Origin of the sequence: Mycobacterium uberis, assembly GCF_003408705.1 — a bacterium.
Taxonomy (GTDB): domain Bacteria; phylum Actinomycetota; class Actinomycetes; order Mycobacteriales; family Mycobacteriaceae; genus Mycobacterium; species Mycobacterium uberis.
Map to the genome: position 1 here is coordinate 201,304 of NZ_QAYL01000015.1, position 25,099 is coordinate 226,402.

Genomic DNA, 25,099 nt, shown 5'->3' on the forward strand with positions numbered 1-25,099 from the left:
AAGAAGTCAATGGCCTGGCGCGCGGCCGGCGGCACTTCGGGTCCGCTAGGCGCCAAGCAGGGCAGGCAACATTCCATCGGCAGTAACGGAAGTTGTACAGGACTTCGCTGGCGGCAAGGTGCTTTTCGGCCAAGCCTCCAGTGCTAATGCGGTCGAGAGTGACATTCTGGCTAAGTACGAGTCGCTGGGCGGGCCGGTCGGCAGTGATTTGGGCCTACCCACCGCCAATGAGGGCGATGGTGGTATTGCTTCCGCCAGACGAATCGCCATGTTTTCCGCGGCCGATAAGCCGGTGATCTTCTGGACCACCCGATCACGGCACGTTTGTCGTGCGTGGAGCGATGAAAGTGACGTGGGACAAACGCAAAGGCCCTGTCGGCAAACTCGGCACACCAGTCGCAAATCAAGCGGTGGGCGGTGACATGATCTTGCAGAAGTTCACCGGCGGCAAGATCTCATGGAACAATGCCAGTAATATCTTCATCATCGCTCCGGCGAACCTGGCACCACTGTTGTCCGGATTTCCAGGTGTCTGGGTAGAACCAGCTGAGTGCGTCAGCTGTGGCGACTCCACGCCAAGAAGGTCATCTGGCATTGGTGGTTGGTGGGGGCGAACTGGTTGCGGTGATGTTTGTCTTGTTGGTGCTCGGGTGGCGTTGGCGTCGCACCGTTCACGACATCGCTGATTACACGTATGACCACGATATGGACGTTAACTTATGATGCCGCAGTTGACGGGCAGTGGACTTACGACACTGAGTTCGGTACCGCACAGTGGCCTAGCACGACCGGACTATCCGGGGCGCGATGTCGAATGCGGGCCGACGGTCAGTTGGTTGCACGGAGCACAGGACGCTATCGGCCTGGCCCAGGATGTTGCGCCTGGCAGGGCTTTTAGTAGCGAATTGTCCTCTGGGTCCGAGGAGGTTTTAGTACTCGAACAGGACTGTAGATACCGATTCCATACCGGTGGTGTCTGCCGCCGACTTTTAACTTGTCGCTTTGTCGGATGTCGATGCCACGGAGGTCATCCCCGCTTACAGTAACTTGTCGGAAGCCGCTGCTTCTGAGGCCGAGGTGACTATTGGGCGACACGCAGCCATAAATATGACGGATGTGATGGATATGCTTTATCTAGGGTGGTACTAAACTGAAGATGGCGTTGCGGTCAGGCTCGATTCTCCGGCCGACGATCCACTTGCCGCTGAATGATATCTATCAGATACCCGACGGTTACTCATTAAGGCGAAACCAAACTTCAATTTACGCTATGCCCCGGAAAGCGTGCTCTACCACGACACGCTCACCGAAGTCTGGCTAGTAAATGAAGAAGTTGCACAGGTCAACTGCTTCATTAAGGCTGACTAACAGCAGTCCGATCTGCTATGTGCGGCGCTTTTCAGCGTCTATATCTTGCGGATTACTGTGACGACCTTGCCAAGCACCGTCGCGTCGTTGCCGGGAATGGGATCGAACGCCGGATTGTGCGGTATAAGCCACACCTGACCACCCGCGCGTTTGAACGTCTTCACAGTGGCCTCACCGTCAATCATGGCTGCGACGATCTCGCCGTTGTCGGCGACGTTCTGCTGTCGTACGACCACCCAGTCGCCATCGCAGATCGCGGCCTCGACCATCGAGTCGCCGACCACTTTGAGCAAAAAGAGTGTGCCCTCGCCGACCAGTTCGCGGGGCAGTGGAAAGATGTCTTCGACAGCTTCCTCAGCGAGAATTGGCCCACCGGCCGCGATGCGCCCGAGTACCGGGACGAAGGTGGGGTTCGGTAAGGTATCGGAGCCGGCGACCCTAGTGGGGACAGCTGGCCTGGCTATCGGGGTCTCCTCGGTGCCGCGGACATCGACAGCTCGCGGACGATTCGGGTCACGGCGTAGGTAGCCCTTGCGCTCAAGGGTGCGCAGTTGGTGGGCTACCGAGGATGTCGAGGTCAGACCGACAGCATCTCCGATTTCCCGGATGCTGGGCGGGTATCCGCGGCTGGTGGCTGAGGCCCGGATGACGTTCAGAATGGTGCGTTGCCGCTCGGTGAGCCCTGAATCCACGGCATGCAAGCTGCCGTCGGAGGTGATGCCTGATGTGTCGTTGCTGTCACTCATGGTACCGAATGTAGTCCGATACCATCCAAGAACCAAACATGCGTTCGACAGATGTGTCCCGGGATTGGTCTTCGAGCTAACTGTATTGCGGACGATGGGGACCGGGGTCCCTGCTGTGACCTGAGCCGTACGCACCCTGTCGGTGGCTTGGGTTAGCGTCGTGCACGTCCGACATGCTTCGCTCACATGTTCGTTTGTCGAACATGTGAGCGACTAGTGTCGAACACACGAGCGGGAAATAGCCGACCTAAGGAACGCACATGACAGTTATCTACGCAATACCGCCGCATACTGGGAATGTACGGCGCCCAATTAGCCGACCGATCTCTGGACCTCGCTGTGGCCGCGACGAGTTGGCCAAGTCTCGAAGGCCGGCTTCGTCGAGGCCAATGGGCGCGCCGATGCGCTACTCCGGTAGCGGGGTCACGATGTCGGTCGTCCCCTATCGTGGTCGTTCCGTTTCACTCGCGAAGACGATCGGGCTGGCCCTGTTCGCTGGGATAATCACTCTGTGGCTTGGCCTGGTGGCCCACTTCAGCCAGGCGATCAACGGCTTTGTCGCCAACTCGGCCACCTCCGTTCCCGACAGGCTAGTCGTGGTCCGGGTTGAAGCCGGAGAGTCACTTCAGGACGTGGCTGCCCGGGTAGCGCCCGACGCACCGATTCGCCAGGTTAGCGAGCGCATCCGTGAACTTAACGCGCTGAACTCGCCAACGCTCGTCGCGGGCCAGACCTTGATCGCGCCGGTCGGCTGACGGCGTTGCGGTGTATTGCGGAAACCGCCCTAAGACAAAACTACCCGGCACTCGCGGTGGTGAATGCGCATGTGTTGCGGCAGTATTAGCCGTGCGGGGCAGTGCGCAGGTACTCTCGGAGTCGTTTGCGATACCTCAACGTCTTCCTGGCGAAGGAGCGGTCATGCATTGTCCGTTCTGCCGGCATCCCGATTCAAGGGTGATTGATTCGCGAGAAACTGATGAAGGCCAAGCGATTCGACGCCGTCGTTCGTGCCCCGAGTGTGGGCGGCGGTTCACCACTGTAGAAACCGCAGTGGTAGCTGTCGTGAAGCGCAGCGGCGTTACGGAGCCTTTCAGCCGGGAGAAAGTCATTCGCGGCGTTCGTCGGGCTTGCCAAGGTTGCCAGGTGGACGACGACGCGCTGAGTCTCTTGGCCCAGCAGGTGGAAGAAACCGTACGTGCTGCCGGATTGCCGGAGGTTCCAAGTCACGAGGTTGGCCTGGCCATCCTTGGACCGTTGCGCGAACTCGACGAGGTAGGTTACCTGCGTTTCGCGTCGATATACCGGTCCTTTTCGTCGGCCGACGACTTCGAGCGCGAAATCAAAGCACTTCGCGCTCACCGCCAGGTATCAACCCCACGTTGAAGGAGCGCGACGGGTGACCCGACCATATAGTTAGGCCGACTGCATGCCCTCCGACCTGTACCCTGATCTCGAAGCACTGGCACGGCTGCTTGGTTCGCTACCTCGAGGAAGTTGTATTTTACTATCTGAGTAAACCGTTCCTGACTTACCATCAGAAGGCCAGGGCAGCGATCGAATCGAAGTAGAGTTTGGTTACAACAACGATAGGGTTGTCTTCGACCGCCAAGCAGGTGACCGCACTTGGCCGCTCTTTCCGCACAATCGATGGCGACGAGCTTTTGTACTCCGGTGCAGTCGGGTAGCCGTTGCAGGATCATCTTGCCGCCGTGTTGTACCGAAAGCACTGAACTTTCGCTGTTCGGCAAGAATCGCCGCGCCGTCCTGTGATCAGGCCAGATGTGTCACACCGTCTTTGACGACCCGGCCCGCTACCTGAACCCAGCTTTCGGGATTCCAGGTGGTCGCGATTATCGATCCCTTACCCTGGATGATGATCAGATTGCGGCTGAGGTAGTCGGTCATCCGCATCGCCGCTGAGCCTGTCGCTTCGTCTTCTGGTACGCCCAGGTGGGTGGCAAACATTCGGGCACGCAGTGATCCGGCGGACCGGTCGTCCCAGGTCCACAGGTAGTGCGCTATGCCGTCAGGAAAATCGGCGGGGTCGGCGGAGCCAAGGGCATCGAGTGAGTCGAGGTTGTGGATGGCGAATTCAGGAGCCCATTCCGCGCGTGCGTTGATACCTGTAAGGTCGCCTGTTGCGCCGATGCCGTAGCTCACCTGCACGATGCTTGCCGGGACCTGCAAAGTGTTTATCGGCGTACCATTGGCGCGCAGCCACCACGACGCTCCGACCGTCGGGTGACCCGGCGAATGGGAGTTCGATTCGGGGGTGTGGATGACAGCGTACGCGGTCGTCGAGCCGGCAGTGGGAAGATCAATAAATAGCGTTTCACTGGAGCCTAATTGGGCCGCTAGGCGTTGACGGTTCTTTGGTTGGACTTGGCTCGCGTCAACCACACCGAACGGATTCCCAAAATTTCCGTCTGCATCTGTGAAAACCCGCAGCACCGTCACGTCGATACCCATGGCCCGACTGTACGGTCCTGCACGACGAGCGTGTGGCGGGGTTGCTCAAGTAGTGCTGCGTTCGTTGGAAGCGATGGCGTTTGGCAACTGCAAGGCGAATGTCGGCCGCACCTGTCACGGTTTCAATTGCCACCGGTGCGGAGCAATTCGCGAAGCACGGCTCGATCGTATTCAGCGAGGTCGGTGGTGTCGAGGAAGTGCTTAACGACATTGATTAAACGACGCGAATGATCGTGAAACAAGAAATAGCCAAGGCATTATAGAATCCCCAGGCAAGAACCAGACATCGCGGTGTGTGCTAGCCAAGTGTAATAAGTAATGAGGTTACTATATCACGTGGGTCCGAATGATCTGTGTCGGGATCGCCTGGGTCACATAACATCGATCGAGCATAGTGACGATCTGACTGGGCCAGTCTACGACTGTCCGCCAGGTGCGGCCGAACCCCGATGAGGCCATTGGTTCAGTTAGATCATCCAAAATCCGCAGTACATTCGGTAGCTTGCTACCCAAGTTCGTCATTCCGATCACCATGCCAACACTTAGCCGGCTAGCTGTACTGTCGGCAGCAACCGAAGGTAGTCGCAGCAATGCTAGAGCTTCGCTGCCGATCGGCGACGACGCACACCGGAAGACGAAGTTGACATCGTTTGGTGACGTCGTTGGTAGAGACTAGGTTGAGCCGGTCGACCAGCTGAGGGAATTGGTTAGGCGAACTGCCTTGCCACCCTGCCACCAAGCGAATGATCCACCGGGATTGCCTGCTCGATTCCAAGCACGCTGAGCAGGTCACGTACCCGTTGGCGTAGGCGGTGGCGGAGTTGTCGGCGCGTGGCTTCTCGGACTGACTGCGGCCAATTAGATCTGGGGCAATGACCTTGAACCGTTGGGCTAGCACGGCAGTGCAAGTGGTCAAATTGTCGTCGATGCAATGGATCAACAGCAGCGCTGGGCCGGAGCCGGCGATGCGAAAGACCTACTTGCAATATCACAGGGCTGTGCGGAAACGCAACGACGGCACGGTGACTTCTCGCACCGCGCGAAGATTGCGTTTTCGCGTGGTCATGTCACCAATCTGGTCAGGGTGTTCAGGTTAAGTCGCCGTCGTCGCGTTTCTTTTCTGTCTGCTGAGCGAGGAACCGCTCAAACTCTGCTCCAAGCTCGTCGCCGCTGGGCAGGTCCTGGTCGCGCCTCAGGAGTGACCTGTTCTCCTGAGCGTCGATGAACGCATCATACTGGCGCTCAAGAGCCGCTACCACTTGAGCGACTTCGGTGCTTGCCTGCACCTGCTCGTCGATCTTGGCTCGGATTTCTGCCGCCGCTTCGGCAAGTGGTAATAGCGGAAGCTGCAGTGCTCCGGTCTTGGCGACTTGCTCGAGCAGTGCTTGGGCGGCCGCTGGGTAGTCAGTTTGCGTCAGATAGTGTGGCACGTGCACGGTGAACCCAACAACCTCATGTCCGTGCTGGCCCATTCGATATTCCAGCAAGTTGGACGCACTGCCAGGGACTTGGATCTCGGTGATCCAAGGTGTGAAATCGGTGATTAGTTCCCCGTTGTTGGAGTGCGCGGTCAGTGTGATTGGCCGCGTGTGTGGAACCGCCATCGGGACAGTGCCCAGGCCGATGGTCTGCCGAACCCCCAGACGCTCGGCCAGCAGGCGCACTGCGGTGATGAAGCGCTCCCATTTCAGATCTGGTTCCATGCCGGCCAGTAAAAGAAATGGGGTGCCGATGCTGTCGCGCAGTGCGTACAAACTGAGCTCTGGATCGTCATAGTGGGTGAAGTGATCAGTCTTGAACGTCATCAGCGGTCGCCGCGAGCGGTAATCGAGCAATTCGTCGATTGCGAAGGACGCAACCAGCTCGGTGTCCAGGGTGGCCTTCAAGTGGGCAGCAGCGAGTCGGATTGCGTGGCCGGCGTCAGAGAAGCCCTCCAAAGCATGTATCAACACCGGACCGCGGCCATCGGATGCCAATAACTGTGGTGCCGGGAACTCAAGCTCGTATATGCCGGGCTGCCCTGGTTGGTAGTACTGCTCGTCATCAGGGCCCTGATGGTGGGACATCGGTGTTGCCTCCTCTCGTGCGTCTGTCCAGGGTGCCGTAACCAGTGTCCCTGCAAATCGACGGTGACCCGATAATTCGAACACTAAAGCTTACCCTGCCGACGTTTTTCGAAAGCGCATGAGTGCGATACCGCAGTTGCCGCCAACACGCGGGTGACACTCAGTTTGCCGGTGAGTTCCTGCTGCCGTGTTGAGCAGCGTCGATCTCTGGCTACCGGTGCGCGGTCAGGCATGATGAGAGTTATGTGCGAGGAGATGATGTGGGTTTGCCCGTTGGTCAACCCAGCGACGTTGCTGATGTCGTAGGGCCAGCCACTTCATCACGTAGTTGTCACCCCCGCGTCAGTGCAAGCCGAGGAGTACGCCACCACTATAGGTTAGCTGACCCGAATCCTATCCAGGTGGCCGGTTCAGTAAACCTCGATCCCCGTGTTGGTGCAATTTTTGTCGACGGCGGCGCCGTGCGCGTTTACGCGGGCTCGGTGGTGCACTCAACGGACGGCGACCTTGTGTTGACCGCTCCGCTCTGCATGTCCGGGAGCTTCCAGGTAACGTTGACTCCTGGTTTGTCCGATGATGCCGCGCCCACACGACGTGCGACAAGTCGGTCAACCCTATTTCGATCCACATTAGATCGCCACCAAGGATCCGCGCGCTGACTCCGAGTTAGCGGCGCAGAGGGTGGTGCGGTAAAAACGCATGTCGGCGCCGCGCTTTCACTAGGCGCAGTGCCCATCTCGGACAGCCGGGTCAGCGTGACGGGTATCCGTCGGCCGTGGGTGGCATGCCCATCGGCGGTGAGGCCAGAACCGGGAACACCGAGAGTGGGTTTCCCGCGTTGTGGCGTGGCATGCGAAGGATTAATCAACGGCGCCTCGTGGATGAGGCGGTTCGACGGTCATCGGCTTGGTTGGTGGTCTCCACGGTGGTGGATGTGCGCAGAACATATCGTACTCGGCACCGTTCAACGAACTACACCACGCAGCTGCTGGTGCGCGCCGAAACTGGCAGGGACGGTGATTCCGTATCATCCGAATTCGATGTTTTCTGTTCGGGGACGGCCCTGATCAGCGGCGGAACTGGCTGAGCGCACGCATCTTGTTCATCACATCCAGCGCGGCGTTCTTGTAGGCCTCAGAGAATGTTGGGTAGTTGAACACCGCATCGACCAAATACTCTACACTGCCTCCACATCCTATCACGGCCTGCCCAATGTGCACCATCTCAGTGGCGTTGGTACCGAAGATATGCACGCCGAGAAGCTTGAGATCTTTGGTAGACACCAGCAGTTTGAGCATGCCGTAGGAGTCGCCGGCGATCTGGCCGCGGGCAAGCTCCCGATACCGGGCTATCCCTACCTCGTAGGGGATTGAGTTCTTCGTGAGCTTTACCTCGGTGGCGCCGACGTAGGACACCTCAGGGATCGAATAAATGCCGATCGGCTGTAGTTCGGTGATGCCGTCTGTCGGCTCGCCGAACGCATGATACGCGGCCAGCCGCCCTTGTTCCATCGAGGTCGCGGCGAGTGCGGGAAAGCCGATGACGTCGCCGACCGCATAGATGTGTTCCACCTTGGTCTGGAACTTCTCGTCGACAAAAATTCGTCCACGATCCACGGCTTGCAGGCCAGCGTTTTCTAGGTCAAGGTGATCGGTCTGACCCTGCCGTCCCGCGGAGTACATGACCGTCTCGGCGGGAATTTGCTTGCCGCTGGCCAGAGTAGTGACGGTGCCCGCTGAACCGACATCGACCGCGGTGACTTCCTCTCCGAAGCGGAATGTCACTTCTAGGTCGCGTAGGTGGAACTTCAGTGCTTCGACGACTTCGGGGTCGCAGAAGTCCAGCATGTCGTTACGTTTTTCCACCACGGTCACCTTGATGCCCAACGCGGCAAACATCGAGGCGTACTCGATGCCGATCACACCGGCACCGACCACGACCATCGAAAATGGTAGTGACTTAAGGTCGAGGATCCCATCGGAGTCGAGAACCCTTTCCTCGTCAAACTCGACTCCAGCAGGCCGCGCCGGCTTGGTGCCGGTGGCAATGACAATGTAATCGCCGCTGACGGTGGTCTTCTCGCGGCGGTCATAGTCTTCAACGAGGATCGTGTGTGGGTCAAGGAAGCGGCCGTGTCCGAGCAGCACGTCGACCCGGTTGCGCATCAACTGATTGCGCACCACGTCGATTTCCTTGCCGATCACGTGTCGGGTTCGAGCCAGCAGGTCGGCCGGAGTGATCCGGTCTTTCACCCGATAGCTTGCCCCGTAGAGCTCACGCTGATTCATCCCGGTGAGGTACAGAACGGCCTCGCGCAGTGTCTTTGACGGGATGGTGCCGGTGTTGACACACACGCCGCCGAGCATTCGGCCACGTTCGATGATTGCGACGGACTTACCTAGCTTGGCCGAGGCTATCGCGGCTTTCTGTCCGCCAGGGCCCGAACCTATAACCACGATGTCGTACTCACGCATCGACCCCATGAGATAGACAGTAGAACGCACAGCCAGGACTTCGTCGACAGTAGGACAGCTCCGCCAGGTCGCATGAACGCCGGTTGACGGTGGCGGTCGTCAGTGTTGATGTTCATGACAAAGCATCGACCCGACTTTGAGGCGAACCGTTCCAGTGCATTGGTTGACGTGCTACCGGCTGTCCTAGTTTTCGTACCGGAAAAGTCATTAGTCCTGGTGTTAGTGGGGGCGAACTGGTTACGGTGATGCGTGTCGATCTGTTCGGTGAGCTGGCAAACTGGATAGTAGCGGGTGAACGTTGGCATTGTGTGGATAGCTCCGGTTGAAGCGGCGTGATAGAGGACACCGTTGGCGTCTCTCTATCCGCGGCGTGCTGATTTGCAGGCTGTCATCGCGGTCGAGAACCCGGCGTGCTGCGCGGAGTTGGCCCTCGTGTTCAGACAGTAGGTAACCACGTGTGAACTTCTACATCGTGCGGATCCGCTCGTTTGTTGCCGCCGCGATGTGGGAAACGCGATAACTGCTACAGTTTAGTTTGCCAACGGCGAATTGCTTGCCGACGCCGAGCTCACCGAGTTGAGCTGCGCACTACGCGACATGCAGGTACGTGACACGCTATATACCTTTGCCGTCGGGCAAGAGTGCTGCCGAAGCTGAGTCATTGCAGGGCGGTATTGGCACGTCTCCTGCCGCAGTCATGGCGGGTCGAAACGTTGGTGTTGTTGGCGTTTAGCGCGTACACTCGCGCCGACGAACCGCTGACAGTGGCATAAGGGGAGGCAAGAGTTATATCCCAATCCGGGCCATCGGATGGCGGACATGCTGGACACGGTATTGCAGTCCGGTCTGTGTCCAGAGGACATCCGCGACTTTGCGCTCGCTGGCAACCGACTGGCTGAGTGACTCATGGGTGGCTACTGCCACGCCGAGCATTTGGCCAGCGTGCAGGCTAGCCGCGATTCAGACTTTCTCTACTTTGACCGCATGCGCCATCTCATGCGGCAAAGTGACGTTCTCATGGCCGGGGATCAGGATGGTCACGCCGCCCGCTGGGCTTGTCTCCACCATCACACGTGCGTTGGGCACGACGCCGGCGTCTTTGAGCCGAGTGATCAGATCGGTATCGCCCTGGACATGTTCGGCGAGCTGGCGGACGACCACTGCGACCGGCAATCCGAACGGTAACTCGGTCAACCGGACGAGGTTGGCGTTGGCGGCGCCAGAATCCGGGTCAACGCCGAGGTCTAATAGACCTGGAATCGGGTTACCAAATGGTGATGTCGTTGGGTTGTTGAGCACCTTAACCAGCCGACGCTCCACATCCTCGCTCATTACGTGTTCCCACCGGCATGCCTCTGCGTGAACTTCTTCCCATGGCAACCCGATGACATCGACCAACAACCGTTCAGCGAGGCGATGCTTGCGCATTACGGCGATAGCCATCGCTCGGCCTTTGTCTGTGAGTTCTAGATGACGGTCGCCAGCTACCCGGAGTAATCCGTCCCGCTCCATCCGGGACACAGTTTGGCTGACCGTAGGCCCGCTTTGGTCGAGTCGTTCGGCGATCCGGGCGCGTAGCGGTGTGACGCCCTCTTCCTCAAGGTCGTAAATGGTCCGCAGGTACATCTCGGTGGTATCAACCAGGTCGTTCATTAGCACCCTCCATTGGCTGACAAGTCTACTGGGCCAGCTGTGCCAATGGTTCGCTAATGCTCCGCGGCATCAATATGACCGCCGTGTGCGTACGACGGGCCTATTGTCTGCTAACTGGCTTCGGTTGGTGGCGGCCCTGCCTGAGTGGCCTCAGAGCCCCTCAACTCGCATACGAGCGCAGCCGATCAGCGCGTTCACCGTTACGGAGTTTGCACATCACGTCTCGCTCGATCTGGCGGACCCGTTCACGAGACAAACCAAACAGCTTGCCGATCTGATCTAGGGTGCGTGGTTGTCCGTCGTCTAGACCGAAACGTAACCGAATCACTTGGTGTTCACGCTCGTCTAGAGTGGCTAGCACACTGCGGATATCGGTGTGCAGCAGTTCGGCGATGACCGTGTTTTCCGCGGACATGGCTCCGGCGTCTTCGATGAAGTCGCCCAGCGGGGCCTCTTCCTCGGAACCGACCGGCATGTCCAGGCTCACCGGGTCGCGACTGTGCTCCAGCAGGTCGTTAATCTTCTCGATCGGAATACCCGATTCGACGGCGAGTTCCTCGTCGGTAGCTTCCCGCCCCAAGTTCTGGTGCATTTCCCGCTTGATCCGGGCCAGCTTGTTGACCTGCTCAACTAGGTGCACCGGTAGTCGGATGGTGCGGCTCTGGTCGGCCATACCGCGGGTGATGGCCTGACGGATCCACCAAGTGGCGTAGGTCGAAAACTTGAATCCCTTTGTGTAGTCGAACTTCTCCATTGCGCGGATCAACCCTAGGTTGCCCTCCTGGATGAGGTCCAGCAATGGCATTCCTCGACCCGTGTACCGCTTCGCCAGCGAAACAACGAGGCGCAGATTGGCTTCCAACAGATGGCGACGCGCTACTTCGCCATCACGCATCACAGCCGCCAATTCGCGTTTGCGACCCTCGCCGAGGCGCTTGCGCGTTTCGAGCAAGTGTTCTGCGTAGAGACCAGTCTCGATGCGCTTGGCCAACTCGACTTCATCGGCGGCGTTGAGCAACGCGGTCTTGCCGATGCCGTTCAGATATACACGCACCAAGTCCGCGGCGGGGCTTTGAGCATCTAGATCGCTGTCAACCCGGCTTGTAGTGGCTTCGGCCATGGCGCCCTCCCGATCGGCTTGTTCTATACATGTGTTTTAACGGCAGGTCCGCCCTGAGAGTTCCCGTCCGGCCGTCATCTCACATGCTTTGAAGTGCGGAAATGCTCCGATGGCCTGAGAATGTCCTGAGAAGTGCGGCTCGCGGATAGCGAGCCGGAAACCTTGGCTAGCATTGGTCGTTGGGAGCCGATGGCTCCGGTTCGGGCGGTGGTCGCAATCGTGACTCGAGGGCTGGACGCTCGACCGGGAATAACGGCGTGCGCTGTTGGCCGCTGTCGAACCGCCGTGGCTCTTCGGCACGGCGAGGGGGTCGGTCGTTGGCAATCAACACGGCCATCCACGGCAACGGCACCGAGGTCGCCACGATCAGCAGCGGGATTAGACTGTTGTGCCAGGTGCTGTAGGCGACGGCAGCCAAGACCAGCGCCGGAATTCGGAAAGCCATCAAGGTCATGTACTTGCGTATCCGCGTGTGAAGCTCCTCTTCGTAAGACGGTGCGGCGGTGGTGATGAGTACCAGCCGGCTATCGTCATCGAACATGTCGTCGCCCCCCAACTCAGAGCTACGCCTCATTTCTCCACTGTCCCATACCAGATCGATTCCGGCGTGTCCGGTTTCTGGTTCGGTTTGGGGCGAGTGTGGAGGCACAATGTTAGGCATGCAGACCCAGACGATCGAACGCACCGATACCGACGAAAGCGTCGGCGACGGAACGGGCAGCGACACACCGAAATACTTCCATTACGTCAAAAAGGATAAGATTGTCGAGAGCGCGGTCATGGGCAGCCACGTGGTCGCGCTATGTGGTGAGGTATTTCCCGTGACGCGCACGGCTAAACCGGGTTCTCCGGTATGTCCGGACTGCAAGCGGATCTATGATCTGCTTAAAAAGAGCTGATCAAGTCGGCGGCTCGGCCGTTGCGATGTTGGGCTGGTTGGGTGGCAACGATGTTGTCTCCTTGCCGGCACGCAGGTGCGCTATCAGCCATGTACGCAGCCGGTGGGTGTGTGTTTTCGGTGCGGGGAATTTCTCCTGGATTGCGGCATTAAGTTCAGCGCCCAGCATTATCGCAAAACCACCGAAGAACGCGAACAGTAAGAAGGCGATCGGCGTCGCCAACGCACCGTAAGTGTAACCAGTGCTGGTGATCCATTGTAGGTAAATCCGCAGGCCCAGCGTGGTGATCACAAACACTGCTGTGGCCAGGATCGCGCCAAGGACCAGTCGGTGCGTCGGCAGCGGTACTGGCAGCGCTACCCGGTAGAGGATCATGACGGCGACCATCAGGCCCAGAATCACCGCCGGGTAGTAGCCCAAGTGCAACATGTTGGCCCAGCTATGGGGAATGAGCTTCGCTATCTTGCGTGGGCCCACCACCACCAACGGCGCGGTCGCAACCACGAATGCCAACATCACAAGGTAGAGGAACAGTGCGAAGAGGCGCTGTCGCACGGGATGACGCAACGGCGTTTGGTCATGCGCTTCTACGACTGCATCGACGAACGCCGAGATCGCCGATGAGCCCGCCCACAGTGAGATCAGAAATCCCAGTGACACCACCTCGCCGCGGGCACCGTTGTTGACGTCACGGATTGTGGGTTCGATAATCTCGTTAACGACGTTGGGGGAGAAGAAGCTGTGTGCCATCGAAATCACACGTCGTTCGATGGTGGGCAACGTGTCCCCGCCGAACAGTGGCGCGACGTAGGCTAGTATACCCAGCATTCCTAACACCAGTGGCGGCAGTGACAAAGCCGACCAAAAGGCTGCCTGTGCTGACTCTGAAAAGATTGAGTCGTCCCAGCTTTTTGACAGAGTCCTCAGGCTGATTCGCCAGATGTGGTGGCGGGTCGGCTTGGGCACCTGGTCGCTCATACCACTAGAGCATTACCGATGATTGCTTGCGTAGCTGGCATGGGGTGCGGCTCATTGAAGTGTCGTTGTGGTATGACTCGGCAGGAATGCCGGTTATCTCTGCAGCTGCCACTGCCAGGCCACAACCAACCGGGTGTTTCGTGCTGAAGTAATTGTTGGGCTCTTGACGGTCATGTAGGCCAATAGGTGGACTCCGTCTGCATGAACGGGTTGTTGTGGGCGCTGGCTCACCTGTCTCTATTGGTGTTGATGTGTATCTGGAATGTTGGTATGTATCTTAAATTCGGGCTTTTGCCGATTCCTGCTTTGACTTGCGCCGCTGAGTTTAGGCGCACGACGATCTCATCGGTAACCGATGGGGCAAAGAAAAACAAGTATCTGTGATCGGTTTGTAAGTTAGTAGTGAATTTGGTGTATAATGATTTGGTGCCACCATTTTCTTGAGGAGTAACATTATTGCGAAATCGGCGCAAGGGATCTGAGAACGTTTACCAGTCTGTTATAGTGGTTTTTTGGTTTTAGTTGGGTTCTTAGCTTGAGGTCTGGGTTGTGGCCTATTGTTTGCGGGTGTAGGGGGATCTGTATCCGTGCATGTTGTTGAACCCGCAGCCGACGTTTTTGACCTGCTTGGTCAGGTTGTTGTAGCCCGCGGTTTGTGAGTTGGTAATGCCAGTGGTGGTGAAACGGGTTGATCTTGGATCACCAAGTGTTGACGGTGCCAGCCCGGATGATCAGTTCTGGGGTGTTGGAGTCAAGGCGCCACGTCAGGAAGCGGTGCAGGCGATGTCTTGTCAGATGCGGTTCCTCGCCAAGCCGCACGATAGACGATAAGGTGTACGGTTATTTTTTGGCGATCCACGTCTAGAGGATCTCGGACGCTGGGATCCTCTAGACGTGGATCTAGTTCCATATCTTGATAAAGCGCTTGTTGGATAGTCGTTCTCGTAGAGTTGAGTAAGCGTCACTGATTGACCCACTCGGGATCAAGCTTGTCGCCGCGGCGATCCCGCAGCTCCCAGGTGACCTGGCGGAGTACTTTGGTCAGTGCATCGTTAGCGAGCGTGTCCTGATGGCCGACAACAAGCGTGGCACCCGGCAGCACGGCGTGGATCGCCGACGTGTAGCCCGCGGCCGGATCGATGGCTAAGGATTTGATGCCATTGCAAAACTAGGAACCACGTTGGGCAAACTAGTCGATGTCCGGGTTTCGCGGTGCGGCCCTACAACCTGTCCCAACAGGTCCTGATTGCCGGCCAGGTCCACAAAACCGGTTCAATCCACACGGCGCCCGTTGCAGCACAACGCTACCAGTAACCTCGCGTGCACCGCGATCAGGTCTTGCGCTACCACGCCAGGATTAGCTCTGTACCGTAGAGAATAGAAAGATCTATCGGTGAACTGCTCACATATTCCTTGGCCGGACGTGAAGACCATTCCATATCCTGGACACCCTGGCGCTGACGGCTCATTGTCACGGTGTTAGACACGCTCCACCCATAACTCCTGGCAGCCTAAACAACAATGTCATCACCCCGGTCACAACCCTTAGCTCCCTTCATCAGCTGAACACTTAGCAACACCTAGACCTCCAAAAGCCAAGGGCCCCTCACCCCATAAGACACGCCGACCAACATCAAAACACCCCTACCCAGTCAAGTAGCAAAAAACGATTAACGTTGGCGAGTAGATACACGCTAGGGCTTACGGTCGGTCTGTACTGTCCCTATCGGGGGTCCAAATTCAGGAGTTATTGGCTTATGGTGGTCGAATTAGCTGCAGCAGAAAAATTTTCACGAGTTGATGATTGATGGAGTTGTCACCCGATTGGCGGTCCCGCATGTATTCGATCGCAAGTGGTGAACAGGGCTCTGAGTGGTTGTACGGAACCAAGTTCACGCTTATGTCCGTTACGGTCAGCGGAACAGGTCAGAGTTCTCGGGTGATCCCTTGTCAACAGCTCGGTTTGCCACGCAAAGCTACCCTTAGCGTTGGTCCGGGAGAGATTTTCCAGGTATATGTACGGGTTGGGCGCTTCGACAATGGCACTTGAAGCGTAGACTCCAGTACGTAGCTGTTATTGCCAAGAGCGTTGTGCAGCTTGGGCTCGCCTTCGTTGAAGTTGTGGGTGGTGCAGAAGATCTCAGAGATGTACTCGTCGAGCACCTGACTGTGAGGTGATCAGGTCGGTGGCGCCACATGCCAGGTATGGCCCGCCCCACCTGAACGTCTCCCCGTCCACGTTGCTGAACCCGACTGCCGCCAACAACGTGTTATCCAGATTGTGCTAATGCTGATTGATGGTGTGCGTCGCGGTCACCGCACGGCTGAGGGGGCATCACACAAGTCCTGTACGGCGTTGGCGTAAATGCCACCCAGTTCCACCAACCGTTGGTTGTCAGTCCGGATTTTGGGTAGCTGGAAGTTAACGTCATCGGAGAGCACGTTGCCATCGATAAGCACGGAACCGACCTGGTCGTTCAATCCGCTGAGTGTCTTGGCAGCCGCGCTCAGTTTCAGTTTCAACTTGACCGGACCAACTTTTTCGATGATCGTTGTTAACGCCTCGAACAACGTATTCATCTCTGTGGTGGTCGACGTTGCATCAATCGCCTGGGATGGCGTGAAGGATGGCAGTGGCGTGGCCGGCGGTGAAGTGAATGACACATGCGTACCACCAAACACGGTGGCCGCCTTGAATTGACCACGACGTTTCCTGGAATTAACCCGAGATACTTAGGACCCCAGTCTATACTGCATAGTTTCTATATCCATATAGTTAGGTGACTTTCGAACCCTCAGCAATCACCAAAACCATCCGCTAAACCATCACCGTAAACTTGATCTTAGGCATCAGGTCCCTGTGAAACTGCAACTATACGCTCAAGCTGACAAGCGTCATCATCAGCGACACCAGTTCGATGGCCTTGTACTGGTGGTGGCACCTCAACGACGACGCTCCATGATTCTGAGACCATAGGTTATGGCCGCTCGTGACAGAGCCGATCCGGCAAAGACCCGGCGAGCTGTCCTTGTTATTGCGGACTGGTTGGAGGATAAAACCCGGCCGGTGCCCGACCGGGACGCTGTGGCTACCGCGGTTCGGCTCACTGCGCGTATCCTCTCGACGCTGGCCCCCGGGGCCAGCGTCGAGGTTCGGATCCCACCGTACGTGGCGGTGCAGTGTGTTTCTGGGCCCAGCTGCCCCCGTGGGAAACCACTTAATGTTGTCGAGACCGATCCGCGGACGTGGCTGTTGATTGCTACTGGGCTGATGAAGCTAGCGGAGGCGGCGGCGGCCGGTGCGCTGCACATGTCCGGCTCGCGGGCCGGTGACATCGAGGCGTGGCTGCCGGTAGTAAATCTCAGGCGCACGTAGAAGGCTGAAATGCGTGTTTAGCCGTCGAGGTAGGTTACTGGCACCTACTACGCGCCGTAGATTCGTCGACCGGGTCGCGCTGGTCGTAGACTCCGTTACGTCACCAACTGCGCCCCAGGGAGCTGCCAAATTGTGACCGTTCAGCAACCTGGGCAGGACTTCAACTCGCCTCGTGAAGAGTGCGGTGTGTTTGGGGTCTGGGCTCCGGGTGAACAAGTCGCTAAACTCACCTATTTCGGCCTATATGCATTGCAGCATCGCGGCCAAGAAGCCGCGGGGATAGCTGTCGCTGGTGGATCGCAGGTGCTGGTTTTCAAAGACCTTGGCTTAGTTAGCCAGGTGTTCGACGAGCAGACGTTGACGGCAATGGAGGGCCATGTTGCCATCGGGCATTGCCGCTATTCTACCACTGGCGAAACTACTTGGGAAAACGCCCAGCCTGTCTTTCGCAACACCGCTGCAGGAACAGGGGTTGCGTTGGGGCACAACGGAAACCTGGTCAACACCGCCGAGCTTGCCGCGCGCGCCCGCGACGCCGGGTTGATCGCAAAACGTTGCCCAGCCCCGGCTACAACGGATTCCGATATCCTAGGTGCGTTGCTCGCCCACGGTGCGGCTGATGCGACCCTAGAACAGGCCGCACTGGAACTGTTGCCAACCGTGCGGGGTGCATTCTGCCTGACATTCATGGACGAAAACACCCTCTATGCATGCCGGGATCCGTATGGAGTACGGCCGTTGTCGTTGGGGCGACTGGATCGCGGCTGGGTGGTGGCCTCGGAAACGGCCGCGCTCGACATCATCGGCGCCTCGTTTGTCCGCGACATCGAACCGGGTGAACTGTTGGCGATCGACGCCGACGGAGTGCGGTCCACTCGTTTTGCCAACCCCACGCCCAAAGGTTGTGTCTTCGAATACGTTTACCTGGCGCGACCCGACAGTACGCTAGCTGGTCGGTCGGTGCACGCCACCCGGGTGGAGATCGGTCGTCGACTTGCCCAGGAATGCCCGGTCGAGGCCGATCTGGTGATCGGTGTGCCGGAATCAGGAACCCCCGCCGCGGTGGGATACGCGCAGGAGTCTGGCATCCCTTACGGGCAGGGACTGATGAAGAACGCTTACGTCGGACGCACTTTCATCCAGCCGTCGCAAACCATCCGCCAGCTCGGCATCCGGCTGAAACTCAATCCACTCAAAGAGGTGATCCGCGGCAAGCGGTTGATTGTTGTCGACGACTCGATTGTGCGAGGAAACACCCAGCGCGCGCTGGTGCGAATGCTGCGCGAGGCCGGTGCCGTCGAGCTACACGTGCGGATTGCTTCACCGCCAGTGAAGTGGCCCTGCTTTTATGGCATCGATTTCCCATCGCCGGCCGAGTTGATCGCTAACGTCGTCGAAGACGAAGAGGAGATGCTTGAGGCGGTACGGCATGGCATTGGCGCCGACACGCTAAGCTACATCTCGCTGCAGGGCATAGTTGCTGCTTCCGAGCAGCCTGTTTCGCGGTTGTGTTCCGCCTGCTTCGATGGCAAGTATCCGATCGAGTTGCCCAACGAAACTGCGTTGGGCAAAAACGTCATCAAGCACCTGCTTGCCAACGCGGCACGTGGAGCCGGGTTAGATGATCTGGCTGCCGATGAGGTTCCAGTCGGTGCGGACGAGAATCGCGCTTGGCGCTGACAAGGCGTAGACGTAAGAGCCTTTAAGAGGGGGCGTTTGGTGGGCAGCTGTCTAGATGTAGTCTCTGATTCGGGCGGTGCGCAACACCCGGTAGTCTTTATCGCGATGACGGATCCCGGAAAAAGCCCCGGAAGCCACCCTGGCAGTCACGGCATCACCTATGTGTCGGCAGGGGTGGATATTGAAGCCGCTGACCGGACAGTCGAGTTGTTCAAGCCGATGGTAGCAAAAACTGCCAGACCCGAGGTGCGCAGCGGACTAGGCGGATTCGCGGGATTGTTCGCTTTGCGCGGTAGTTATCGCGAACCGGTGTTGGCGGCCTCCACCGACGGTGTTGGTACTAAGTTAGCAGTCGCTCAGGCGATGGACAAGCACGACACTGTCGGTTTCGACCTGGTGGCGATGGTGGTCGACGATTTGGTGGTCTGTGGCGCCGAGCCGCTGTTTCTGCAGGACTACATTGCCGTCGGTCGGACGGTGCCAGAGCGACTGAGCGCGATCGTCGGCGGTATCGCCGAAGGGTGTATGCTGGCGGGCTGTGCTTTGCTGGGTGGCGAGACCGCAGAACACCCTGGTCTGATGGAAGCCGACCACTATGACCTTTCGGCAACCGGCGTCGGTGTGGTGGAGGACGACGATATTCTGGGTCCAGACCGCGTTAAACCCGGTGACGTAATCATCGCGCTGGGATCTTCGGGGCTGCATTCTAACGGATACTCACTGGCCCGCGCGATCCTACTTGAGATCGATCGGATGAACCTGGCCGGTTATGTGGAGGAATTCGGTCGCACATTAGGTGAGGAGCTATTGGAGCCCACCCGGATCTACACCAAAGACTGTCTGGCATTGGCTGCCGAAACCCATGTTCGCACGTTTTGCCATGTCACCGGCGGTGGGCTGGCCGGCAATCTGCAACGCGTCATCCCGCACGGACTGGTGGCCGAAATCGACCGCGGTACGTGGACACCCGCGCCGGTGTTCTCCATGATAGCCCAGCGCGGCCGGGTAGTGCGAGAGGAGATGGAAAAGACGTTCAACATGGGCGTCGGTATGATCGCGGTGGTCGCGCCTGAAGACACCGACCGCGCCTTGGCCATACTGACCGCACGTCACTTGGACTGCTGGGTGTTGGGCACCGTCTGCAAAGGCGACAAAGAAGGCCCGCGGGCGAAACTGGTGGGGCAACACCCGAGATTTTAAGGAACTCACCTAACTCGAACCACCAAAGTACTGATGTGTAATGCATCAGCACGGGAATTCTAGCGGCGCCAGGTATCTTCGTCGTCCCATGAGTCGTCACGCAACTGATCATCTTCGGCCAGCTGGCCGGAGTCGTTGGTGCCCGTCCCTGATAGCTCGCGCTGAAGCCGCTGAAAGTCGGTCTGCGGGGAGCTGTATTTAAGTTCTCGAGCAACCTTGGTCTGCTTTGCCTTAGCACGGCCGCGGCCCATGGGGGAACCCCCTCGCGAAATAACGGAGCGGCCTAACGAGTAGACGGCTCTGAATCTCTTAGTGTCGTTATTGTCCTGTAGACAGTTTACCGTGTCTTGCGGCAGGGCGGTTAGCGCCCCTCCCCGCTGTGGCGGATGCCTCGACTTTAGTACTCAGTTTGCCGCCTTGCGTAACCGCTCGACGGCCTGTCGTCCCGCGCCAATCTCGTCGGCAGCTGGCAGCGAATCGGCGTCGATTACCGCAGCGACTAACCCCCGCCCTGGGCTTTCCGGCTCGATAACCAATTCGGTTTCGGTCGGCAGTCCGCGTTTCAGCAGCGCCAGCGCGACTGGACCCAGGTCCACGTGCTCGACTACGGTTCCGAGGTGTCCGACAGTGCGATTGTTTGCCAACACTGGGTCGCCCGTTGAGGGCCGTTCCACCGAGCCGTCGAGATGCAACAACACCAGCATCCGAGGCGGTTTACCCAAGTTGTGTACTCGTGCGACGGTCTCTTGACCACGGTAGCAACCTTTGTCTAGGTGGACGGCGCCTTCGCCGGGACCACCGATCCAACCCACTTCGTGCGGAATGGTGCGCTGGTCGGTGTCGACGCCGAGTCGTGGGCGCAGCGCTGCTACGCGGTGGGCTTCATAGGTCCACACCCCGGCTAACCGGACGCCCGCCTCCGTCAAACGGTGCTGCCAGTCGGCCGACTTACGACGCGGTACCAGCAGGTTCAGTTCGATGTGGTCGGCACGGGTACCGTGTATCCTGCGCACGAAACCTCCGCTGGTCAGCGGAACTGCTGTCAATTGGGTAGGTAGCGCATCCAGGTGAAGCGCATTGAGCACCGCCGGTTCATTCAGTCGTGGACCTAGCAGCGACAGCACGGCCATGTCGGCGTTGCCCGGGGTTACCTCTGACCAGAACACCATTTTGCGCAGGTACTTCAGCAGCGGTTCACCCCGCCAGGGTTCGGTATCGAGATAAGTGGTACCCGCTAGCTCGGTCTGGATCCAGTGGTCCTCAACCCGGCCTTGACCATCAAGGCTGAGATTCTGCGTGCTGGCACCATCGGGGAGTTCGCTGACATGCTGGGTGGAGATACTGTGCAGCCAGGTTTGCCGGTCGCTGCCGATCAACGTGAGCACCGCTCGGTGTGAGAGGTCCACTAGCACAGCATCGGTTTCGGCCGCTCGTTGTTCGCCCAGTGGATCACCGAAATGCCAGATTGCGCCAGCGTCGGGTCCTGGATCAGGTGCGGGAACTGCGTTCACGCTTCAACTCTACGGACCGTCGACGAACGTGAAGCCAACTTTACGTTCGTCGACGAGCGCGCGGCTGACCGCACTTTCGCGGCGTCGGCCATTTAGACTACATTTCTCATGTCGAGTGTGATCCGTCACCCGGGACGACGAAATCCATACGCCGAGGACGCTGTTGTTGCACGCTTACGACCTCGCCGCAGTTCGCAGTGATGGCGTTTTTGACACGCTGCTGGCTTGCGACGGAAAAGCCTGTTTGGTCGAGCCGCATCTGCAATGGCTCAGCCAGTCGGTGCAATTAGTGGATCTACCTGACCCGGTCCTGTTGCGCTGGAGGCATGCGATCGACGTAACTGCATGACGATGGACTGTGATTACTGTTGACGAAAGCGCGCTGCGCTTGGATCTACATCCGCGGTCGGGAGATCGGCTTAGCGCCGACAATTTACGTGATGTGATGGCCGACCCTCTCCCTGATTGGGTGGCGGCGGTGCGTTGCGATGGGCTCGTGGCGGTCACATCGGACCAGCGGGTTGCCCGCCACCAGTGCAGCGCCACTCCTTGGCTGCTGGACAGCGCAAAAACACTGTCGTACGCAGTGAACATGGCAGCCTTGTGACACGCCGCTCGGGTAAGATGCCAGTGCATTATTTTTGTCAGCTCGGACGGCTATGTCCTGGAAGACCCGCGCTCGACGGTGGTGATAGCCACGAATTCTGAAGACGGGACGGGTAGTAGCCTTTGCCTGCTGACGCCGCCGTGGCATCCGACCCTGCATGTTAGCATAGCCTAGGTCCCCTTTGAGGTTGCCCGTGTGTCCACTCTTGACAGCCGACGACTGACTCACTCCCCAATGGCTGCAGACTTCGTCGAACAGGTCGACACCGCCATCATCAGCGACTGCTGAGCCGCTTAATTCCGTTGTGCCAAGACCGGAAGTGCGGGTACGGTCAGAGCCGTACACAGGGAAGTGAGGTGGTTCGTGAAATTCATAGCTTCATTAAAGATGCGAGGTAGCTGCGCGCTAGCTGCATCGGCTTCCGAAGAGCTGGCGTCAGCGCGCTGGTGAATTTCCGGTATTCACCTAGTCTCCGAACTCCTGATCTTGTCCAACCAGGAGAACGCTTGGGAGCCGCTCCATGTTATGGCACCCATTGGGGTGCGGGCGGGGCTATTGCGTGACGCTGGCGCATATCATTTTGGGCGGTCTGGCTGCTCTGGTCGGCGACATTCGCAGCGCACCTCTCGAGGTCGAAGACAACGTTGGACAGCGTACTAAGCGCGGGTTGGCAGGAGCAAGCCAACCGCCGACACGACCCCCGCGCTACGGGCGACGTATCCAGCCGACTTCCCGTTCCTAGGGATATCGACAGCTTAGACGCCAGACAGCACCACAGCATGATCGTGCGTAGGTGTCTTTCCCGGTAACCATGCTGCTACCCGGCGAATCGGGACAGTCTCGCTGATAGATGTGGTACCAGCTCTCCATCGGCATCCACTCGTTCTTCGACGTAAGCAAGATCGCCTCTTTCGATGATCCCGCAAAGTCGTTTGGCGCCACCGACGAGCACGCCGGATTTACTGCATGCCAGTGCATCGGTGACCAATTCCCACGATGACGCGTTGAGTGGCCGCCCGTAAAATAATTCGACGTAACCAGCTGAATGGGCTAACAGCAATTCGATCGGTTGAGATTCAGTCGAGTCATAGGGATCGCTGACAAAACGCCAGAAACCTGTCTCACGTAAGCCAGCTTCCTGGTACTTGCCGGCATTATTGAGCCGCCAGGACCGAGCTTCCCAATTCAGGTAATCACCACCGTCGTGCGAGACCACGATCTGCTGGCCGAAGTGGTAGTCGCCGTCGGGTCCGCGGCCTTCACCTTCGCCGCGCCACACGCCAACCAACGGCAACAGTGCCAGCAAAGTGTCTTTGAAGTTAGCGCCTTCGCGCAGATTCGCGGTATCGGAGGGAACTGGCAAGTCGTCGAAAGTCGGGATGTTTCGGGCTGCGCTCACCGTAGATCGCTCGGCCGCTTGAAACATCCCAGCAGTCGCACCCTCGCCAGATTCCGCGGGACCGCCAGGCCTGTCATGGATCTCGTCGGAAGTCACGTGCGCCGTTCTTCCCCGCGCGCAATAGGTTGTCCCACTCTATGGCTGCGCTCTGCATCGTCGCCGACGCGGGTCACGACTCGTCAGTAATGAGTCGGTACAGAGTATAAAGAGCAAACCACGAGATGACCACCACGGCCACGATCAACATGATCTCAAAGAAGAGCACCATGGGACCGAGTCTATTCGTCTTATCGGTCGGTGGTGGTTTCCGAACCAGGTCTGTCGGGCTAGTCAAGTGATCTTGATGTCGACCTCGTGAATGCCCGCGCTCGGTGGCGACACCACGGCGTCGCCATTACCGACTGAAGACAGCGCGCGCAGAGTCCAGGATCCCGGCGCGGCGAAAAACCGAAATTCACCGGTAGCCGAGGCAACCACCTCGGCTGTGAACTCGTTGGACGAGTCCAGCAGTCGAACGAATGCGCCACCTATTGCTCGACCTTCGCGGTCGACTACGCTACCGGTGATCACCGTTTCCTTTTCGAGGTCGATGCTGGCCGGCAACGGTAGTCCTTGTTTCGTCCCAGAGCACATATCAGCTTCCCAACTCGATCGGGGCACCCACCAGGGAACCGTATTCTGTCCAACTGCCGTCGTAGTTTTTGACGTTTTGATGTCCGAGTAACTCGCGTAACACGAACCAGGTGTGGGATGACCGCTCACCGATCCGGCAGTAGGCGATCGTCTCCTTCGTCCCATCTAGACCGGCGTCTGCGTATATCTTGGCTAATTGCTCGTCGGATTTGAAGGTGCCGTCCTCATTGGTGGCCTTGCTCCAAGGTACGTTGATTGCACTGGGGATGTGACCGGGTCGTTGGCTCTGCTCTTGTGGTAGGTGCGCAGGAGCCAGAATCCTACCGGAGAACTCTTCGGGGGAACGTACGTCGACGAGATTTTTGATGTTGATGGACGCTATGACCTCGTCGCGAAAGGCCCGGATGGTGTTGTCCGGTGCAGCAGCAGTGTAGGAAGTTGCCGGTCTGTTGACGGTGTCGGTGGACAGTGGGCGACCGTCGAGTTCCCACTTCTTGCGGCCGCCATCAAGCAATTTGACTTTGTCATTTCCGTACAACTTGAAATACCAGTAGGCGTAGGCGGCGAACCAGTTGTTGTTGCCACCGTACAGGATCACAGTGTCGTCATTGGAAATGCCGCGGTCACTCAGCAATTTGGAGAATTGCTGAGTGTCGACGAAGTCGCGCTTGATCGGGTCTTGCAAATCCGTGCGCCAGTCCAGCTTGATGGCGCCGACGATGTGGCCACCGTCGTAGGCGCTGGTGTCCTCGTCCACTTCGACGAAGACGATGTTCATGCTGCCGAGATTGCTCTCGGCCCAATCGGCGGAGACCAGAACATCAGAGCGTGTCATGCGTATCCTTTCCTTGAAGTTTGTAGTTGCAGTTACTTCGTGTTGTTACATTGTGCTGTGGCCTTGGTGGGTCGGGTGAGGCAGT

At 58.3% G+C, this 25,099-nt stretch carries 23 protein-coding genes and 6 pseudogenes; 12 read left to right on the plus strand and 17 right to left on the minus strand.

Translation table 11 applies throughout. From position 1 onward, the window contains the following. Window positions 1-6 precede the first annotated feature (6 nt). Window positions 7-699 (plus strand): annotated as a pseudogene (locus MUBE_RS16370) (LGFP repeat-containing protein); the annotation flags it as partial. Window positions 700-1,406: 707 nt separating this feature from the next. Here MUBE_RS16370 and lexA read toward each other — a convergent pair. Then, a complete protein-coding gene (gene lexA, locus MUBE_RS10105; protein WP_116540410.1) occupies window positions 1,407-2,114 on the minus strand; it encodes a transcriptional repressor LexA in 708 nt (235 codons plus the stop codon). Between the two features lie 260 nt (window positions 2,115-2,374). Between lexA and MUBE_RS10110 the strand changes: the two genes are divergently transcribed. The 4 genes and pseudogenes from MUBE_RS10110 to MUBE_RS20370 form a co-directional block, all read left to right on the plus strand. Continuing rightward, complete coding sequence (locus tag MUBE_RS10110; protein WP_116540411.1) at window positions 2,375-2,869, plus strand: LysM peptidoglycan-binding domain-containing protein; 495 nt, start codon at window positions 2,375-2,377, stop codon at window positions 2,867-2,869. 163 nt (window positions 2,870-3,032) lie between these two features. Next, window positions 3,033-3,497 (plus strand): transcriptional regulator NrdR, encoded by a 465-nt coding sequence (gene nrdR, locus MUBE_RS10115; protein WP_116540412.1) that lies wholly within the window; start codon window positions 3,033-3,035, stop codon window positions 3,495-3,497. Window positions 3,498-3,540: 43 nt separating this feature from the next. Beyond that, window positions 3,541-3,665: pseudogene (locus MUBE_RS20365) on the plus strand (fatty acid-binding-like protein); the annotation flags it as partial. A gap of 17 nt (window positions 3,666-3,682) precedes the next feature. Then, window positions 3,683-3,799: pseudogene (locus MUBE_RS20370) on the plus strand (fatty acid-binding-like protein); the annotation flags it as partial. An 85-nt stretch (window positions 3,800-3,884) separates the two neighbouring features. On the opposite strand, the gene MUBE_RS10125 reads toward MUBE_RS20370, so the two are convergent. The 5 genes and pseudogenes from MUBE_RS10125 to sthA all read right to left on the minus strand — a co-directional run bounded on the left by MUBE_RS10125 (window position 3,885) and on the right by sthA (window position 9,123). Next, complete coding sequence (locus MUBE_RS10125; RefSeq protein ID WP_116540413.1) at window positions 3,885-4,583, minus strand: PhzF family phenazine biosynthesis protein; 699 nt, start codon at window positions 4,581-4,583, stop codon at window positions 3,885-3,887. Window positions 4,584-4,628: 45 nt separating this feature from the next. Next, a pseudogene (locus MUBE_RS10130) lies at window positions 4,629-5,649 on the minus strand (alpha/beta fold hydrolase). Window positions 5,650-5,671: 22 nt separating this feature from the next. After that, on the minus strand, window positions 5,672-6,649 hold the full coding sequence (locus MUBE_RS10135) for a proteasome assembly chaperone family protein (RefSeq protein ID WP_116540414.1): 978 nt from the start codon (window positions 6,647-6,649) through the stop codon (window positions 5,672-5,674). Window positions 6,650-7,118: 469 nt separating this feature from the next. Beyond that, window positions 7,119-7,517, minus strand: a complete 399-nt coding sequence (locus MUBE_RS15895) for a hypothetical protein (RefSeq protein WP_165849791.1) — start codon at window positions 7,515-7,517, stop codon at window positions 7,119-7,121. Window positions 7,518-7,716: 199 nt separating this feature from the next. Further along, window positions 7,717-9,123, minus strand: coding sequence for a Si-specific NAD(P)(+) transhydrogenase (gene sthA, locus MUBE_RS10150; protein ID WP_116540449.1), 1,407 nt, complete (start codon window positions 9,121-9,123; stop codon window positions 7,717-7,719). Between the two features lie 114 nt (window positions 9,124-9,237). On the opposite strand from sthA, the pseudogene MUBE_RS20375 reads away from it, so the two are divergent. Then, window positions 9,238-10,076: pseudogene (locus MUBE_RS20375) on the plus strand (DUF4192 domain-containing protein). A gap of 7 nt (window positions 10,077-10,083) precedes the next feature. Here MUBE_RS20375 and MUBE_RS10160 read toward each other — a convergent pair. From MUBE_RS10160 to MUBE_RS10170, 3 genes are all read right to left on the minus strand, one after another. Then, window positions 10,084-10,776 (minus strand): iron-dependent transcriptional repressor DtxR, encoded by a 693-nt coding sequence (locus MUBE_RS10160; RefSeq protein WP_116540416.1) that lies wholly within the window; start codon window positions 10,774-10,776, stop codon window positions 10,084-10,086. A gap of 160 nt (window positions 10,777-10,936) precedes the next feature. Continuing rightward, a complete protein-coding gene (gene sigB, locus MUBE_RS10165) occupies window positions 10,937-11,923 on the minus strand; it encodes a sigma-70 family RNA polymerase sigma factor SigB (protein WP_279386712.1) in 987 nt (328 codons plus the stop codon). Between the two features lie 139 nt (window positions 11,924-12,062). Beyond that, the gene (locus MUBE_RS10170; RefSeq protein ID WP_116540450.1) at window positions 12,063-12,470 is read right to left on the minus strand and encodes a DUF3099 domain-containing protein; all 408 of its coding nucleotides are present in this window, start codon (window positions 12,468-12,470) and stop codon (window positions 12,063-12,065) included. A gap of 85 nt (window positions 12,471-12,555) precedes the next feature. On the opposite strand from MUBE_RS10170, the gene MUBE_RS10175 reads away from it, so the two are divergent. Then, the gene (locus MUBE_RS10175) at window positions 12,556-12,795 is read left to right on the plus strand and encodes a DUF3039 domain-containing protein (protein WP_207801690.1); all 240 of its coding nucleotides are present in this window, start codon (window positions 12,556-12,558) and stop codon (window positions 12,793-12,795) included. On the opposite strand, the gene MUBE_RS10180 is transcribed toward MUBE_RS10175, so the two are convergent. The 3 genes from MUBE_RS10180 to MUBE_RS10200 form a co-directional block, all read right to left on the minus strand. Then, window positions 12,796-13,773, minus strand: coding sequence for a YihY/virulence factor BrkB family protein (locus tag MUBE_RS10180; protein ID WP_116540419.1), 978 nt, complete (start codon window positions 13,771-13,773; stop codon window positions 12,796-12,798). A 961-nt stretch (window positions 13,774-14,734) separates the two neighbouring features. After that, entirely contained in the window at window positions 14,735-14,929 is a 195-nt protein-coding gene (locus tag MUBE_RS10195) for a transposase (RefSeq protein ID WP_116539437.1), read from the minus strand. A 1,157-nt stretch (window positions 14,930-16,086) separates the two neighbouring features. Then, window positions 16,087-16,437, minus strand: coding sequence for an MCE family protein (locus MUBE_RS10200; protein WP_165849804.1), 351 nt, complete (start codon window positions 16,435-16,437; stop codon window positions 16,087-16,089). Window positions 16,438-16,753: 316 nt separating this feature from the next. Between MUBE_RS10200 and MUBE_RS10205 the strand changes: the two genes are divergently transcribed. The 3 genes from MUBE_RS10205 to purM all read left to right on the plus strand — a co-directional run bounded on the left by MUBE_RS10205 (window position 16,754) and on the right by purM (window position 20,029). Then, window positions 16,754-17,149, plus strand: a complete 396-nt coding sequence (locus MUBE_RS10205; protein WP_116540422.1) for a sterol carrier family protein — start codon at window positions 16,754-16,756, stop codon at window positions 17,147-17,149. 132 nt (window positions 17,150-17,281) lie between these two features. After that, a complete protein-coding gene (gene purF, locus MUBE_RS10210) occupies window positions 17,282-18,829 on the plus strand; it encodes an amidophosphoribosyltransferase (protein ID WP_165849805.1) in 1,548 nt (515 codons plus the stop codon). 105 nt (window positions 18,830-18,934) lie between these two features. Continuing rightward, window positions 18,935-20,029: a phosphoribosylformylglycinamidine cyclo-ligase gene (gene purM / locus MUBE_RS10215; protein WP_116540451.1), complete on the plus strand. Its 1,095-nt coding sequence runs from the start codon at window positions 18,935-18,937 to the stop codon at window positions 20,027-20,029. A 59-nt stretch (window positions 20,030-20,088) separates the two neighbouring features. On the opposite strand, the gene MUBE_RS10220 is transcribed toward purM, so the two are convergent. Both MUBE_RS10220 and ygfZ read right to left on the minus strand, forming a co-directional pair. Next, a complete protein-coding gene (locus MUBE_RS10220) occupies window positions 20,089-20,280 on the minus strand; it encodes a DUF3073 domain-containing protein (RefSeq protein WP_116540424.1) in 192 nt (63 codons plus the stop codon). Between the two features lie 153 nt (window positions 20,281-20,433). Beyond that, the gene (gene ygfZ, locus MUBE_RS10225) at window positions 20,434-21,540 is read right to left on the minus strand and encodes a CAF17-like 4Fe-4S cluster assembly/insertion protein YgfZ (RefSeq protein ID WP_116540425.1); all 1,107 of its coding nucleotides are present in this window, start codon (window positions 21,538-21,540) and stop codon (window positions 20,434-20,436) included. 142 nt (window positions 21,541-21,682) lie between these two features. Between ygfZ and MUBE_RS18095 the strand changes: the two are divergent. Together MUBE_RS18095 and MUBE_RS15900 are read left to right on the plus strand one after the other, a co-directional pair. Beyond that, window positions 21,683-22,435 (plus strand): annotated as a pseudogene (locus MUBE_RS18095) (aminotransferase class IV). 271 nt (window positions 22,436-22,706) lie between these two features. Beyond that, window positions 22,707-22,889 (plus strand): hypothetical protein, encoded by a 183-nt coding sequence (locus MUBE_RS15900; protein ID WP_165849806.1) that lies wholly within the window; start codon window positions 22,707-22,709, stop codon window positions 22,887-22,889. Between the two features lie 75 nt (window positions 22,890-22,964). On the opposite strand, the gene MUBE_RS10235 is transcribed toward MUBE_RS15900, so the two are convergent. The 3 genes from MUBE_RS10235 to MUBE_RS10250 all read right to left on the minus strand — a co-directional run bounded on the left by MUBE_RS10235 (window position 22,965) and on the right by MUBE_RS10250 (window position 25,014). Further along, complete coding sequence (locus MUBE_RS10235) at window positions 22,965-23,573, minus strand: heme-binding beta-barrel domain-containing protein (protein ID WP_165849808.1); 609 nt, start codon at window positions 23,571-23,573, stop codon at window positions 22,965-22,967. Between the two features lie 303 nt (window positions 23,574-23,876). Further along, window positions 23,877-24,179 carry a DUF1416 domain-containing protein gene (locus MUBE_RS10245; RefSeq protein WP_116540428.1) on the minus strand — a complete coding sequence of 101 codons (303 nt, stop codon included), beginning with the start codon at window positions 24,177-24,179 and terminating at the stop codon, window positions 23,877-23,879. A gap of 1 nt (window position 24,180) precedes the next feature. Further along, the gene (locus tag MUBE_RS10250) at window positions 24,181-25,014 is read right to left on the minus strand and encodes a sulfurtransferase (RefSeq protein WP_116540429.1); all 834 of its coding nucleotides are present in this window, start codon (window positions 25,012-25,014) and stop codon (window positions 24,181-24,183) included. Window positions 25,015-25,099 lie beyond the last annotated feature (85 nt).